Annotated in this window: 15 protein-coding genes; 9 read left to right on the forward strand and 6 right to left on the reverse strand. The window is 37.6% G+C overall.

The window, feature by feature from the left end; translation table 11 throughout:
• Window positions 1-9: 9 nt before the first annotated feature.
• Together AAJG31_RS19905 and AAJG31_RS19910 are read left to right on the forward strand one after the other, a co-directional pair.
• Window positions 10-723 (forward strand): amino acid ABC transporter permease, encoded by a 714-nt coding sequence (locus AAJG31_RS19905; RefSeq protein WP_054549968.1) that lies wholly within the window; start codon window positions 10-12, stop codon window positions 721-723.
• Between the two features lie 15 nt (window positions 724-738).
• On the forward strand, window positions 739-1,251 hold the full coding sequence (locus AAJG31_RS19910) for a GNAT family N-acetyltransferase (RefSeq protein WP_054549969.1): 513 nt from the start codon (window positions 739-741) through the stop codon (window positions 1,249-1,251).
• Between the two features lie 47 nt (window positions 1,252-1,298).
• Here AAJG31_RS19910 and AAJG31_RS19915 read toward each other — a convergent pair whose 3' ends face one another.
• Both AAJG31_RS19915 and sspI read right to left on the reverse strand, forming a co-directional pair.
• Window positions 1,299-2,678: an FAD-linked oxidase C-terminal domain-containing protein gene (locus tag AAJG31_RS19915; RefSeq protein WP_257960580.1), complete on the reverse strand. Its 1,380-nt coding sequence runs from the start codon at window positions 2,676-2,678 to the stop codon at window positions 1,299-1,301.
• A 79-nt stretch (window positions 2,679-2,757) separates the two neighbouring features.
• Window positions 2,758-2,967: a small acid-soluble spore protein SspI gene (sspI, locus tag AAJG31_RS19920; RefSeq protein WP_004226361.1), complete on the reverse strand. Its 210-nt coding sequence runs from the start codon at window positions 2,965-2,967 to the stop codon at window positions 2,758-2,760.
• A 238-nt stretch (window positions 2,968-3,205) separates the two neighbouring features.
• Here sspI and AAJG31_RS19925 point away from each other — a divergent pair, with 238 nt between their 5' ends.
• Window positions 3,206-3,733 carry a sigma-70 family RNA polymerase sigma factor gene (locus AAJG31_RS19925; RefSeq protein WP_054549971.1) on the forward strand — a complete coding sequence of 176 codons (528 nt, stop codon included), beginning with the start codon at window positions 3,206-3,208 and terminating at the stop codon, window positions 3,731-3,733.
• A 198-nt stretch (window positions 3,734-3,931) separates the two neighbouring features.
• Window positions 3,932-6,076 carry an EAL domain-containing protein gene (locus AAJG31_RS19930; protein WP_241489998.1) on the forward strand — a complete coding sequence of 715 codons (2,145 nt, stop codon included), beginning with the start codon at window positions 3,932-3,934 and terminating at the stop codon, window positions 6,074-6,076.
• Window positions 6,077-6,121: 45 nt separating this feature from the next.
• Here AAJG31_RS19930 and AAJG31_RS19935 read toward each other — a convergent pair whose 3' ends face one another.
• The 3 genes from AAJG31_RS19935 to AAJG31_RS19945 form a co-directional block, all read right to left on the reverse strand.
• Window positions 6,122-6,313, reverse strand: a complete 192-nt coding sequence (locus AAJG31_RS19935; RefSeq protein ID WP_004226369.1) for an H-type small acid-soluble spore protein — start codon at window positions 6,311-6,313, stop codon at window positions 6,122-6,124.
• Window positions 6,314-6,325: 12 nt separating this feature from the next.
• Complete coding sequence (locus tag AAJG31_RS19940; protein WP_004226371.1) at window positions 6,326-6,490, reverse strand: YfhD family protein; 165 nt, start codon at window positions 6,488-6,490, stop codon at window positions 6,326-6,328.
• 131 nt (window positions 6,491-6,621) lie between these two features.
• Window positions 6,622-8,031: a LysM peptidoglycan-binding domain-containing protein gene (locus AAJG31_RS19945; RefSeq protein ID WP_269897626.1), complete on the reverse strand. Its 1,410-nt coding sequence runs from the start codon at window positions 8,029-8,031 to the stop codon at window positions 6,622-6,624.
• A gap of 154 nt (window positions 8,032-8,185) precedes the next feature.
• On the opposite strand from AAJG31_RS19945, the gene AAJG31_RS19950 reads away from it, so the two are divergent.
• The 3 genes from AAJG31_RS19950 to AAJG31_RS19960 all read left to right on the forward strand — a co-directional run bounded on the left by AAJG31_RS19950 (window position 8,186) and on the right by AAJG31_RS19960 (window position 11,454).
• Window positions 8,186-9,535, forward strand: a complete 1,350-nt coding sequence (locus AAJG31_RS19950) for an FAD-binding oxidoreductase (RefSeq protein ID WP_054549973.1) — start codon at window positions 8,186-8,188, stop codon at window positions 9,533-9,535.
• Between the two features lie 125 nt (window positions 9,536-9,660).
• A complete protein-coding gene (locus AAJG31_RS19955) occupies window positions 9,661-10,452 on the forward strand; it encodes an alpha/beta hydrolase (RefSeq protein WP_279495726.1) in 792 nt (263 codons plus the stop codon).
• Between the two features lie 24 nt (window positions 10,453-10,476).
• Window positions 10,477-11,454 carry a sensor domain-containing diguanylate cyclase gene (locus tag AAJG31_RS19960; protein ID WP_279495725.1) on the forward strand — a complete coding sequence of 326 codons (978 nt, stop codon included), beginning with the start codon at window positions 10,477-10,479 and terminating at the stop codon, window positions 11,452-11,454.
• Window positions 11,455-11,461: 7 nt separating this feature from the next.
• On the opposite strand, the gene AAJG31_RS19965 is transcribed toward AAJG31_RS19960, so the two are convergent.
• Entirely contained in the window at window positions 11,462-11,857 is a 396-nt protein-coding gene (locus tag AAJG31_RS19965) for a (deoxy)nucleoside triphosphate pyrophosphohydrolase (RefSeq protein ID WP_048393654.1), read from the reverse strand.
• A gap of 172 nt (window positions 11,858-12,029) precedes the next feature.
• Between AAJG31_RS19965 and AAJG31_RS19970 the strand changes: the two genes are divergently transcribed.
• Window positions 12,030-12,794, forward strand: coding sequence for an RNA methyltransferase (locus AAJG31_RS19970; RefSeq protein ID WP_048393656.1), 765 nt, complete (start codon window positions 12,030-12,032; stop codon window positions 12,792-12,794).
• A gap of 390 nt (window positions 12,795-13,184) precedes the next feature.
• Window positions 13,185-14,222 carry a phenylalanine--tRNA ligase subunit alpha gene (gene pheS / locus AAJG31_RS19975; RefSeq protein WP_004226385.1) on the forward strand — a complete coding sequence of 346 codons (1,038 nt, stop codon included), beginning with the start codon at window positions 13,185-13,187 and terminating at the stop codon, window positions 14,220-14,222.
• Window positions 14,223-14,231 lie beyond the last annotated feature (9 nt).

Genomic DNA, 14,231 nt, shown 5'->3' on the forward strand with positions numbered 1-14,231 from the left:
GAATATGCTATGACCATTGATATCGCTTTTATAGGAGAAGCATTACGAGAAATTAGTAAAGTAATACCGTTAACCTTATTCATGACTATTACACCTGTTTTATTAGGAATCGTTATTGGCATAATTGTAGCTTTCGTGCGCATTCAACAGATAAAAATAGTCTCATCTGTACTTAATTTTTATGTTTCATTTTTCAGAGGAACACCTATCATTATGCATATCATGCTCGTTTATTTTGGCTTGCCAATGCTAGTTGATAGTGTAGCTAATTTGCTTCATTTAAAGATACAATCAAATTCTATTCCTATTTTATTTTTTGTCATACTAGCCTTAACACTTAGTGCAGGGGCTTATGCCTCAGAAATTATTCGTTCAGGGATATTAGCTGTACCTAAAGGACAATTAGAAGCAGCATATGCGATTGGATTAACATTTCCTCAAGCGATGCGACGTTATATTTTACCACAAGCATTTGGGCAATCTATTCCCAACTTAACGAATGTTTTTATTGGTTTTTTACATGCTACATCATTAGCATTTTTCCTATCCATTAAAGAATTGACCGGTGTGGCAAATATTATTGCTTCCATGAACTTAAAGTTTTTAGAGTCATTTATTGCTGTTGGTCTTATTTATTGGGGAATTTCAATCATAGTAGAATGGGTTTCACACCGAATTGAAAAAAGAGTAACAGCCTATAGTAAAGGCGGTTTTTCATCATAGAAAGGGGAAATTAGAATGACAGTAGCGAACATTGTGATTGAACATTTACAAGAGGAAGATTATGCAAACTATCTTGAAGTTTTAGTTGAGAGCTATGCGCAATATGAAAAGGACTATGAAGACCCAGAGCGCTGGCAATCATATTTAAGTGATATCCGTGCTTCGGTTGGTAATCCGAATGCAGAAACAATTCTAATTGCAAAACGCGGAGATGACATATTAGGTGGATTACAACTATTTACGGATGCAGGGAAAGCGTATGGCTTGCCAGAGCTAAATATTCAATCGACGATTGTGCGCTTATTAGGTGTGCATCCAAAAGGCAGAGGGCAAGGGGTTGCTAAGAAATTATTAAATGAAAGTTTTGCCTTTGCTAGAAAGAGACAGGATCAGGCACTTTATTTACACTCAGGTGATATGATGCAGGCTGCCATAAATCTTTACTTATCATTAGGTTTTGTGCGAGATGAGTCGAAGGAATTTTACAAGGGAGATATATTAGTCAAGAGCTTCCGTTATGATTTATAATGATAAACCCGCTGATGCTCTAGTCAATCAGCGGGTTTTAATGTTAATTATAGTGTGAAAATCTTTCCTGGATTCATAATGTTAAGTGGATCAAGCGCTGCTTTTATGCTTTTCATGACGACTAAAGAGGTACCATGCTCAGTGGCTTGGTATTTCATTTTGCCAATGCCAACACCATGCTCGCCCGTACATGTGCCACCTCGAAGTAATGCATATTGCACAATTTGTTCATTGAAGCGATCCGCTTTTGCCTGCTCCTCGGCGTCATTTGGATTTAACATTAAAAGTGCATGGAAATTTCCATCGCCCACGTGGCCCACAAGCCCACCTGCGAGTCCAACATGATCAAGCTGTTCTCGTGCATATAAAATGGTTTCAGCAAGCACAGAGATTGGTACACAGACATCCGTTGACATGAGCTTCTTACCAGGATAAGCATGAATATATGCATAGGCTAAAGAATGTCGTGCTTCCCAAAGCTTATTACGAGCAGCATTATCTTGCTCGAATTCGACGGATAGACAGCTGTAGTCCTCAAAAATTTCTGTAGCAAATGCGATGTCCGCATGCATACCCGCTTCGTTTCCGTGGAATTCTAAAAACAATGTTGGTTTTTCGCTAAAGGATGTATCGTTATAGACATTGGCCTGCTTCATAGAGGATTCATCGACCAATTCCACTCGACCAATTGAAATACCAGCCTGTAATAAGGCGGTAACAGCACTAACAGCATCTCCAACTGTGTCAAAAACAGCTCGCCCCGCTGTCACAAATTCAGGTATACCATACACTTTTAACGTTAACTCCGTAAAGCAGCCAAGTGTTCCTTCAGAGCCGACAAATAGACCATTTAAATGGTAACCAGAAGAGGATTTCGCGGCTAAATTACCTGTATGGATGACAGAGCCATCTGCAAGGACAACCTCTAAATCACGAACCTGATCACGCATAACACCGTAACGCACAGCAGTCGTACCACTAGCATTCGTCGCAGCCATGCCACCTAGTGTTGCATCTGCACCTGGATCCACTGTGAATTGTAGACCGTGTTTTTTTAACTCCTTATTCAGTTGAGAGCGCGTGACGCCAGGCTGAACTTTTACAAGAAGGTCGTCAGGTCGAACTTCTAAAATCTTATTCATTTCAGAGAAATCAATAGAAATACCATGTGCAATAGGAATCGCGTTTCCTTCTAAGCTGGAGCCAACACCGAATGGTACAACTGGTACACGTTGTGCATGTGCAATTTTTAAGATGGCACTGACATCAGCTGTGGAACGGGGAAAGACAACGATATCAGGTAATCTCATCATATGATGAGATTCATCCTTTCCATGTAGCTGTCGTACCGTTTCGTTTGTTGACACTTGTTCTTCTAATAAAACCTGTTTGAGTTGATTGACAAGTAATTCTACTGCAACAGTCATTCCAATCCCTCCAAAATTTTCTGATAAGTAAAACTTTATCACGCATTTATTGGAAATGGAATGCACAGTTCATTAAAAATCAGTTAGCAAATACTTTTTCTAGTTTTTGAACAAATTCATCTTGTTCTGATGGACTGGATTGCTTCCACCATTTTTCAAAAAACACCCCAAGCCCTGGTAGTAAATGCTCTTCTCCGCGATTAATAGCATCTTCCACAATGTCTTTGAATTCTGCGGCAGATTGACCATGTACATTCGCTGTAATTGCATCTCTTATTTGAAAATTCATCTATATCGCCTCCTTAGTAGTAATTTGTCCAACTATCGTTTAAATATGTATGAAATACCAAAGAAAATAGATAATTTTTGCAATAACTTTGGAGGAATTATGACTAAATATGCCAGGCATTTTATTCTTTCTGCGCGCTGAAATGTTGAAAATGGGCATTAGCTCTCAAGCAACATGACAGTCTAAGATTGTGTTACCTAGGAATATAAAACTGTGCACAGTTGACAGGAAGAGTGGTATGTCCATTCGCAACAATCACAAGCTTTCATTAACACAATCTTTTGAAGAAATTTTAGAGGCTGTGCAACCAATGATTACAGCCATTTTTACGCAGCTTCATATTTACAAGGATTTTGATTACTATCGTCATATTGCTTCTATTGCGGTATGGAGGGCATGGCTAAAAGCAGATCCAGCAAAGGGACAATTTTCTGCTTATCTTTATTCCTCGATAAAAGGTGAGATTCTAAATGAATTATCAAAGGAAAAAAACTATTCAGAGCGAATAACGGTTGTTGATGGTGAAACACTCAATTTTATTCTTAGTGATATGGAGGGATGGGACAATCAAAAAAATCCTAGCTTACTTGAAATTAAGTTGTCTCAGCTTAAGCAGATAGAAAGAGAAATATTACTACTTTATTATGTAGAAGGTTACAGTGATCAAGAAATAGCTAATGCATTAGGCTTATCCGCTGTTGCTATTAAAAAAAGAAGAGGTAGAATCATCCAGAGATTGAAACATCAACTTTCCAGGGTGGAATAAAGAACTAAAAATATCAAAAGTATGCTAATATTGAAATAAAATGAATATTAGCATACTTCACATAGGTGCATACAAATTCCGATAAAAGTGTTATGATTTGTAAGAAGTCAAAGAAATATACAATTCAAATTTAAATAATCGATATAGATAGATAAAATTTCCTAGTGAATGTTTATATAGTAGTATGGAGGGTTTGGAGTGGAGAGATGGTTTAATCAGATAGAGAAAAAAGAAATTTGGTATATGGTATTACCCTTATTACTTGTCATACCATTACTGAGCTTTAGCAATCAAATATATGGTGTTTTCCAAGGTAACATGTATCAAGATATAAAATTGGTGATACAAATATTAATCATTGTTTTTACAATGGCAATTGCGATCCAATCCTATTTAGTATTTTCACACTTATTATCCAATCAAACTTTATACATAGGAAACATGTTTTTCATTATTGCCTTATTAGAATTAGTTAGCTTGTTTTTTAGCCAATCTAGAGAATGGAACTTTATGAACGAGCCCCTACATATATTAATACGTTTATACTTAGCCATTGGATTTATACTTATTATTTTAAACCCTAAAAAGCGATTAACCATGAATCATCGGATACTGACATATGGTTGTTCGATGCTTTTCGTTCTAGGAAGCGTTTTTCTGGCTTATTATTCGCCCAAAGTATTGCCTAAAAATTGGTTAGATACGATTGATAATATGGTACACTTAATTGCTATTATTCTTCAAATTTTAACCATTGCTATTGTTAGTACATATGTAAAAAAATTACCAAAGCGTTCCATGTGGCTAATTAGCGCAGCTATTTCCCTTATTGTGAGTGATGTCTTCTTTATTGTTAGTCAAGATCAAAATGCGATATGGGATTTCTCAGCACTGATCTATCAGTTTTTAGCATTCTATTTTTTCCTAAAGGCGATTTATTATACATCTGTGGAAAAACCCTTTCAGCAGCTGTTGAAAATTAAAAAGGATCTTGAACAATCTCAAAAAGAGCTTCGATTTCAAGCTTATCATGATGATATTACATTGTTGCCAAATGAACATTTTTTACTTAAGACGTTAAAAGAAAATTTACATGAACATAAAGCGCAAAAGGCTATCATTGCCATAGAAATTGATCGCTTTGCGGCGATTCGTTCGTCCATTGGGATTAGTAACTCTAATAAAATGATGAAACTTGTTGCAGAGCGAATTCAATCGATTGTACCTCCACATTATTTTGCAACTAAACTGCGTGAAGGACAATTTGTTATTTATATTGACCATGTAAAGACGATTGAGGAACTACTACAATTTTGCTTAAATCTTAAAAGTGCCATGGCAGATCCTTTACAGGTCCAATTATTTTCATTGAATGGCAGTCTAAATATTGGGATTGCTCTTTATGAGGAGCAATGGACTGGTGAAGAGCTATTAATGCATGCACAGTTAGCGATGCGAGAAGCTAGACAAATACCTCAAAGATTTCTTTTTTATAAACCATACATGTCTAAAGGTATTGCAGATCGAATATTGTTAGAGCAAGACTTACATAATGCGTTAGCCAATAATGAATTTTATTTAGACTATCAACCACAGGTCAACTTAAAAACAGGCACCATTGAATCGGTCGAAGCTTTGGTTCGCTGGCGTCATCCAACTCGGGGATTTGTTCCACCTGATGTCTTTATTCCTATTGCTGAAGAATGTGGCCTTATTATCCCGCTAGGTAAATGGATTTTAGAAAACGCATGCACTCAAGCGAAAATATGGGAGAAACAAGGCTTACCTCCGATGAAAGTGGCAGTGAATTTATCACTTGGCCAGTTATTTCAACAGGATTTAGTAGAAATGGTACAAGATATTTTACATCGTACCAATTTAGATCCGTCATTTTTACAATTAGAAATTACAGAAAGTATGACGATGAATATTGATCAAATGACACAGCTATTACATGAGTTAAAGGCATTAGGCATCCAAATTGCTGTAGATGATTTTGGAACAGGTTATTCCTCTCTATCTTATTTAAAGGAATTCCCAATTGATTGTTTAAAAATTGACCGAACATTTGTGAGAAACGTGCCACATAATCCGAATGATGAAGCACTTGTTTCCATGATTATTTCGATGGCTAAACATTTACGTTTGAAGGTTGTGGCAGAGGGCATTGAAGAAGTGGAGCAATTATCTTTTCTAATAGATGGTGGCTGTGATTATATTCAGGGCTATCTATTCAGTAAGCCAATATCCCCACAGCAAATTACGGAAACCTATAAAGATTTACATCATCGTGTGGAGGAAGTATTAACACAACTTCAATATATTGAAGATTATAGTATTTAAAAAAAGAACCTGCTTATTGCTATTGAGTAAGCAGGTTCTTGCTGTTTAGTGAACGAGATATTCTTCTTTTAATTCGGATATAGCTACTTCAGATCGCTCTTCTAAAGAACGGCGTAGGTGAACTGTCGCTGTTTTTTCATCATCGTGGAGCTGATCGATCCAGATGGAAACACCATTATAGCTCACTTCAAATTCTAAAGGTGAGGCGACAATTTCTTGTGCACGTTGAAAATCCAACTGAAGCCCCCCTTATTTTTTCTGCTTATTCTTATTTTGCGTGACTGTGTTAATTAGCTCCATAAACTCTTGAGAAAATTCCTCACTCACCTTGTTTGGTGCAATCTTTTGGTTTTTTGGCGTTTGAGGTAATGAGCCTTTATTATTGCTTTGACCTTGTTTATTGTCTCTTCCCATGTGAGTTGCTCCTTTCCTGTTGATATAAATTAATATGGCTTTGAAATGAACTTTTTATCCCGTCAGCACAGATCGCACTTTACAAGGAAAAATTCGCATAGCTCTTTGTTTATTGCGAACAATAATGAGTATTAAGATTTTTTAACAGAAAAATTATCGTTTAATAAAACCCAATTTTGAGGAAACGGGAATCCTAATGCCCAATAACTAATGCCACGTAAATTGTAATGTTTAGTCATGTCGAATTTGGCTTGTGCACTTCTCGCATCTTCAAACCATACCTCGTGCTGCCTTCCTTGCTCATCAACATATCGATAAAAAGGAGATTGGGCCGTTGGATCATATTGGATTGTTGCCCCGTACTTGATGGCCCTATTGAGCGCTTCCTGGGGGCTAAACGTTTCGGCTTCTTGGCCTTTGACATGAGGTAGGAGCCAATCACGCGCATACAACTCAAAACCCAATAAGATTTTATCAGCTGGTATTTCAGTTAAAGCATACTCCACGACTCTTCGCATTTCATTAATCGGGGAAATAGCTTGTGGAGGGCCAAGACGATAGCCCCATTCATATGTCATTAATACAACAAAATCTGCTATTCTCCCATGTGCTTCGTAATCATGCGCTTCATATAATGTCCCAGTTTGTGAAGCACTTGTTTTAGGTGCGAGCGCTGTTGAAACTAAATAGCCTTTTGGATGAAGGGTATCCACAGCCAATTGAATAAAGGCATTGAAATTTTCGCGATCAGCAGGTAAAACATTTTCAAAATCAATATTTAATACTTGATAACCTTTATCTTGCATCACCTGTAATACATTATTCATGACCTTTTTACTTAACTCTGGACTGGACAAGACGACATGTACTAAATTAGAGCCTTCTTCTGTAGAAGTAAAATTAGTGAGCGTTAACATTGGGATAATATGTTTAGCCTTTGCTGCCGCTATCATATTTTCATCATTAATGGGCTGTAATGTCCCATCTTCCTTCATCTTATAAGCAAAAGGACTAAAATAAGTTAGTAGATGACCAATAGCATTAATGGAGTCTACAGCTTCATCTGAAGGTTGGTAGGAATAAGCATTGACTTCAATCGTTGGTAATTTTCTTGGAATCATCAATTGTGAACCAACATAAAGCATATTGGGAGTGTTTAGTTTATTTTCTATAGTAATGGCTTGAACGGTCGTACCATAGCGCTGTGCTATTTGCCATAAAGTTTCTCCTGGCTGCACGATATGAACAATGGGTGGAATAATTAATTTCGTTCCTGGTGTTAATTGATCGGGATTCGTTAGATGATTTTCTAATATGATAGATTGCAAGGGAACGCTAAATTTCTGTGCGATTGACCATAACGTATCTCCTTTTTGAACGGTATAAATTGTATAAGGAGAAGGGATAACCAGTGATTGTCCGATGGCTAATTGATCAGGAGTAGCTAATGCATTTAATTGGCTAATAGATTGTACGGGTACAGCATAACGATTAGCGATTTGCCACAGTGTTTCGCCAGCACTTACCACATGGATAAGCATAGAACACCTCCAACACGTTGTTGTTATTAGTGCATCATATGTTTCAAGTGTGAAAAAGAGTATTTTAGTGTGATTCTAGAAAAAAGCTGAAATTTTAAATTCTTTCTCAATGAGTTGCATAGGATAAGTATCATTGTGAGAAAGGGGCTTGATGTTGAAAAAGGCGAAGCTCACAGGAAGAATCGTCACGCCTGAAGATTCGGATTATGAACAAGCGAGAACGAATAATAATTTAAATAATCCCAAATATCCGAGTGTCATTGTGTTTTGTCAAAAAACGAAAGATGTGGTTAATGCCTTAAAATGGGCTAGAGAAAACAATGAGCCTTTCAGAATTCGAAGTGGTCGTCATAGCTATGAAAATTTTTCTTTAGTAAATAAAGGGCTTGTCATTGATGTAAGTGATATGAATGATATTTCGGTAAATCTATCAGAAATGACGGCTAGAATTGATGCTGGAGCTAATATGGGAAACGTATACCGTACATTATGGGAGCATGGTGTTACCATTCCTGCTGGTACAGAAAGTAGTGTTGGGGTGGTCGGTTTGACCCTTGGTGGTGGGATTGGGATGCTATCACGACCATTTGGATTAACTTGTGACAATCTTATTGAAATCGAAACGGTGGTAGCTAGTGAACATGAGGGTGCTCAGGTAATCAGAGCGAATAAGCAACAACATCATGATTTGTTTTGGGCAAGTCGTGGTGGAGGAGGAGGCAATTTTGGTATAGTCACTTCTTTGACATTCAAGCTTCATGCGATTAATGAGGTATCACTGTTCTCTATTACATGGGGATGGGATGACTTTGAAGTGGCCTTTGATGCATGGCAAAAATGGGCTCCCTATACAGATAAGCGTCTAACCTCACAGATTGAGCTAAAAACAAAGGAAGTAGGTGAGATAGTCGCACAAGGTGAGTTTATAGGAACAGCAGCTGAATTAAAGAAATTGCTTCGCCCTCTTAGAAAAACAGGCTTGCCAACAAGTATTTGGATAAAGGAAGTGCCATATAGCAAGGCAATAGAATTTTTTGATTTACCAAGCGGTAATCAGCCTGCCTATCGAAAAAGATCAGGGTCATTTTTGGAGAGACCGTTTCCATATAAGGCGATTCAGAGGATGAAAGAATTTTTAGCCCATGCACCTAATTCAAATACAACAATATGGCAACAGTCTTTAAGAGGAGCAGTAGGTGAAATTGCTCCCCAGCATACAGCCTATTACTATCGCAATGCGATAATAGCTCAAGAATATAATACTTCCTGGAAAAAACCGAAAGAGGAAGAACAAAATATTAAGTGGGTAGAAAATTTACGTCAAGCTTTATCACCTTATACGTCTGGTGATTATGTGAATTTTCCAGATCGATATATTAAGGACTGGCATACAGCCTATTACGGACGTAATTTTAGAAGGCTTCGTGAAGTGAAAACAAAATATGATCCGTATAATGTATTTCAATTTCAGCAGAGTATCCCACCTATTAGGAAGTGGTTGTAGCTGGAGAATGGAGCAGGTGAAGCGGCACTCCTGCTCCTTTTTGATTTTCACGTTTTAGCTTGATAAATACTGTTTAAGGGGTCACAATAAAACTATTACATATATTTCTAAAAGGATTGATTGGAATGGAAAATATTATTGTTCGTAATAATGTAACAATACTCGGACAAGGGGACCAACCGCTTATTTTTGCACATGGATTTGGCTGTGATCAAAATATGTGGCGTTTCATTACGCCTGCATTTATGGACAAATATAAGATTATATTATTCGATTATGTAGGCTCAGGTAACTCAGATATAAATGCCTATTCATCAGAGAAATATCAATCGTTACAGGGCTATGTACAAGATTTATTGGACATTATTGAAACGCTATCATTACAAAATAGTATTTTTGTAGGGCATTCCATTAGTGCCATGATAGGACTGCTCGCATCTATCCAGCACCCTGACTATTTTAAGAAATTGATTATGATTGGTCCTTCTCCCTGTTATTTAAATGATGATGGTTATCGAGGGGGATTTGAGCGAAGTGATATAGCAAAGTTACTAGACATGATGGAAATGAACTTTACAGGTTGGGCTAGCTATATGGCACCTATTGCAATGAGTAATCCTGAACAGCCAGCATTAACACAGGAATTGAAGCAAACCTTTATAGCAGCAGACCCTATCATTGCAAAGGAATTTGCTGAGGTCACATTTTTATCTGATCATCGAAGTGAATTACCAAAGGTCTCTGTTCCTTCGTTAATTATCCAATGCTCGGAAGATAGTATTGTGCCAAGTAGTGTTGGAGATTATTTGCATCAGCATCTCAAAAATAGCACGTTACAATTAATGGAAGCAAAAGGTCATTATCCACATATTAGTCACCCAAATGAAACGATACAATGTATTGCAGATTTTTTGTAGGGAAAAATGAAAGGATTTTCAACAATGGAAAAACGACTCAACAATGCACCATGTGGATTTCTTTCCATCACACATGAAGGGCTTATTTCAGAAATCAATCGAACCCTGCTAGATTGGATCGGCTATGAGCAAGAGGAATTATTACATATGCATCTAGAAATTCTTCTATCTACGCCCAATAAGATGATTTTTCACTCTTATTTTTATCCTATGATTAATCTAGAGGGGCAAGTAGAGGAATTATTCATTCATCTTAAACAGAAGGACGGAATGTCGGTTCCGTTTTTAATGAATGCCAAATTATACAAAGAGGATTTGGTAGAGCGCATTGATTGTATTTTAGTAAAGATGAAAAAGCGCATAGATTATGAACAAGAATTACGATCAGCCAAAAAACTACTTGAGGCTGCCTATCAAGAAAAGGATCGTGCATTAGCTAATTTGGAGCAAATTCATGTTGAAATAGAACATCAGCAGGCGAAATTATTGGAAATGAATGCTGCTTTAGTAGAATTATCAATGACTGATAAACTGACCGGCTTGAAAAACAGGAGATTTTTCCAGGAACAACTCGAAAAACATTTTAATCATTTTCATGAGACAGCAGAAACTTTTTCGTTATGCATTTTAGATATCGATCATTTCAAAAAGGTCAATGATACATATGGTCATCAAGTTGGAGACGATGTCCTCGTACAATTGGCACAACTATTACAAATACAAGTACGTCTAGAAGATATCGTCGCTCGTTATGGTGGGGAGGAGTTTATTATCATCCTACCTGAGACCGAGATACCTGCGGCAAAAGAAATCGGCGAAAAAATTAGACACACCGTGGAGCAGGATGGTTGGCCAACAGGCAGTCTTATGATCAGTATGGGAATTGCCACAGTAACTTCAGAAGATACAGAGACGACATTGATAAAAAAAGCAGATAAAGCACTGTATGGATCGAAAGAGCACGGACGAAACAAAGTCACTCATTTTCATGAGATAAAGTGACTAGCCTTTACAATTCCGCCATTAATTTTTGAATAGAAGGAAGATCTGCTGGAGCAAATGGAAGGTCAAGCAATTGGTTGCGGGGAACCCATCTTGCTTCAGCATGTTCTAGAATTTGGGGTGTGCCTTTAATAATTGAAGCTTTGTATGTTTCTAAATGAACGAAAAATTGTTCGTATTCATGGAGTGTTACAGCCACTTGTTTACCTACTTGAATCGTACAGTTAAATTCCTCAAGAATTTCTCGAGAAAGTGCCTGTTTTGGTGTTTCACCCTGCTCTATTTTACCGCCAGGGAATTCCCAATAATTTGCTAATACCATTTGGGGGTTTCTTAAAGCACAGAAAATTTCTTGTTGCTCATTTTCAATTATAGCCCCTACTACATGTATTGTTTTTTTCATTTATATACCTCACTTTGTGTCTTCGTTAGATATGTATGATTATAGCATGTTTAAGTTGTACGCCACTTGCCACCACAGGAAAATAACAGTTTTCTTACTTAGCTATGAAATTTGCTATTTCGTAGGGTATAATAGTGGTCAATATATAGGAAAAAGGCGGTAAGAGGTAGCGATGAAGAGAATTGAATCTACGCAAAATGCGTTAGTGAAATATTGGAAAAAGTTAGCGACAACAAGAAAAGAGCGTGAACGTTCGGGTGAATTCCTAGTAGAGGGCTTTCATCTTGTTGAAGAAGCATTAAAAAATAAAAACCAAGTATTACAAATTATAGTGCGTGAAGGTATCGATTTGCCAATGTTATGGCCAATCGATGATATAGCTATTGTAGAGGTATCGACTGCGGTAGCGAAGGAATTTGCGGAGACAGAAACTTCCCAAGGTGTTTTTGCTGTATGTAAACAGCCCGTTTTAGAGGATAATGTGATGACTACTTGGCGAAAAGTGTTATTAATTGATGCTGTCCAAGATCCTGGTAACATTGGAACAATGATTCGTACAGCAGATGCTGCAGGTTTAGATGCTGTAATTTTAGGAAAAGGCTGTGCCGATCTTTATAACCCTAAAACACTACGTGCTGCTCAAGGTTCGCATTTCCATATTCCGGTAGTGCGTGGAGATTTAGCAGAATGGATAGATATATTACAGGATCAAGGTGTACCAGTATTTGGTACTGCATTAGATGAGGAAGCGGTGCCGTATAGTGATATTCAGCATACGGGTGCATTTGCGATTATTATGGGGAATGAAGGAAGTGGCATTCAGCCTCAGTTATTAGCGATGACAGATCAAAATATGATCATTCCTCTTTTTGGACAGGCCGAATCATTAAACGTCGCAGTAGCAACAGGTATTGTTTTATATGGCTTTGCCAAATAATTAATTGTTCATTGTGGGATTGAGGCAGTTGTCTCTTGATTTGCTACAGTCCATTATTGTATAATTTATTCTAAAATGTATGTTTAAATAATAAATGCTTTGACCGGGAAGTAGTAAAGATTGTGAATGGACGACAGGGAGCGTAGGCCAGAGATTGAGAGCCAACGCCGTATCAATGCAGTTTTGAATTCAGCCCGCGAGCAGCTACCGGGACCAGTGTACTGCTGTAAAGGTAAGCCGGCTTTATCAAGTCGTTATGTCAATGAAGTGATTGTAAGGCTTTGCTTTGCAATAACTAGGGTGGTACCGCGAAAATGTCCTCGTCCCTTTTTAGGGGCGAGTTTTTTTATGCCTAAAAAGCAGGCATTTATTTTCTGAGGAGGTTATAACATGGAAGAGCAATTAAAACAATTAGAGCAAGAAGCACTTGCTAAAATTGAAGCAGCTGCAAATTTAAAAGAATTGAATGAAGTACGTGTTGCGTATTTAGGAAAAAAAGGACCTATCACTGATTTACTAAAAGGGATGGGCAAATTATCAGCTGAAGAACGTCCGAAAATGGGTGCTTTAGTGAATAATGTTCGTGAAAATGTAACGGCAGTATTAGAAACAAAGATTACCGTGTTGGAAGAGGCAGCCATTGCTGAAAAATTAGCGAGTGAGTCGATTGATGTCACTTTACCAGGTCGTGAAATTAAAGTGGGGAACCGTCACCCTTTAACACGTGTCATTGAAGAAATTGAAGATTTATTTATTGGAATGGGCTATGAAATTGCTGAAGGTCCAGAAGTGGAGAAGGATTACTATAACTTTGAAGCACTAAATTTACCAAAAGGTCATCCAGCTCGTGATATGCAAGATTCGTTCTATATTTCCGAGGAAATATTATTACGTACCCATACTTCACCAGTACAGGCTCGTACGATGGAAGCCAAAAAAGGTGAATCGATTCGCATAATTTGTCCTGGTAAAGTATTCCGACGTGATAATGATGATGCAACACATTCACATCAGTTTATGCAAATTGAAGGTTTAGTCATTGGCGAAAATATTCGCATGAGTGACCTAAAAGGAACATTAGATACGTTAGCGAAAAAAATGTTTGGTGCAGACCGCGAAATTCGACTACGTCCGAGCTTCTTCCCATTTACTGAGCCATCTGTAGAGATGGATATCTCTTGTTTCAAATGTGGTGGAGCAGGCTGTAACGTATGTAAGGGCACTGGCTGGATTGAGATTCTAGGAGCAGGTATGGTGCATCCAAACGTATTAGAAATGGCTGGCTATGATCCAAAGAAAGTTTCTGGATTTGCATTTGGTATTGGTGCAGAACGTATTGCGATGTTGAAATATGGTGTTGACGATATTCGTCATTTCTATACAAGTGACACTCGCTTCTTATCACAATTCGAGCGAACAGAAGCGTAAGGGGGATAA

The organism is Lysinibacillus sp. BS3 (genome assembly GCF_039614735.1).
Classification (GTDB): Bacteria; Bacillota; Bacilli; order Bacillales_A; family Planococcaceae; genus Lysinibacillus; species Lysinibacillus capsici.

Coding starts and splice junctions, on each gene's coding strand:
- AAJG31_RS19960 (WP_279495725.1), top strand. CDS start 10,477: ATGGAAAAACGACTCAACAATGCACCATGTGGATTTCTTTCCATCACA.
- AAJG31_RS19970 (WP_048393656.1), top strand. CDS start 12,030: ATGAAGAGAATTGAATCTACGCAAAATGCGTTAGTGAAATATTGGAAA.
- AAJG31_RS19945 (WP_269897626.1), bottom strand. CDS start 8,031: ATGCTTATCCATGTGGTAAGTGCTGGCGAAACACTGTGGCAAATCGCT.
- AAJG31_RS19965 (WP_048393654.1), bottom strand. CDS start 11,857: ATGAAAAAAACAATACATGTAGTAGGGGCTATAATTGAAAATGAGCAA.
- sspI (WP_004226361.1), bottom strand. CDS start 2,967: ATGAATTTTCAAATAAGAGATGCAATTACAGCGAATGTACATGGTCAA.
- AAJG31_RS19915 (WP_257960580.1), bottom strand. CDS start 2,678: ATGACTGTTGCAGTAGAATTACTTGTCAATCAACTCAAACAGGTTTTA.
- AAJG31_RS19910 (WP_054549969.1), top strand. CDS start 739: ATGACAGTAGCGAACATTGTGATTGAACATTTACAAGAGGAAGATTAT.
- AAJG31_RS19940 (WP_004226371.1), bottom strand. CDS start 6,490: ATGGGAAGAGACAATAAACAAGGTCAAAGCAATAATAAAGGCTCATTA.
- AAJG31_RS19925 (WP_054549971.1), top strand. CDS start 3,206: ATGTCCATTCGCAACAATCACAAGCTTTCATTAACACAATCTTTTGAA.
- pheS (WP_004226385.1), top strand. CDS start 13,185: ATGGAAGAGCAATTAAAACAATTAGAGCAAGAAGCACTTGCTAAAATT.
- AAJG31_RS19955 (WP_279495726.1), top strand. CDS start 9,661: ATGGAAAATATTATTGTTCGTAATAATGTAACAATACTCGGACAAGGG.
- AAJG31_RS19905 (WP_054549968.1), top strand. CDS start 10: ATGACCATTGATATCGCTTTTATAGGAGAAGCATTACGAGAAATTAGT.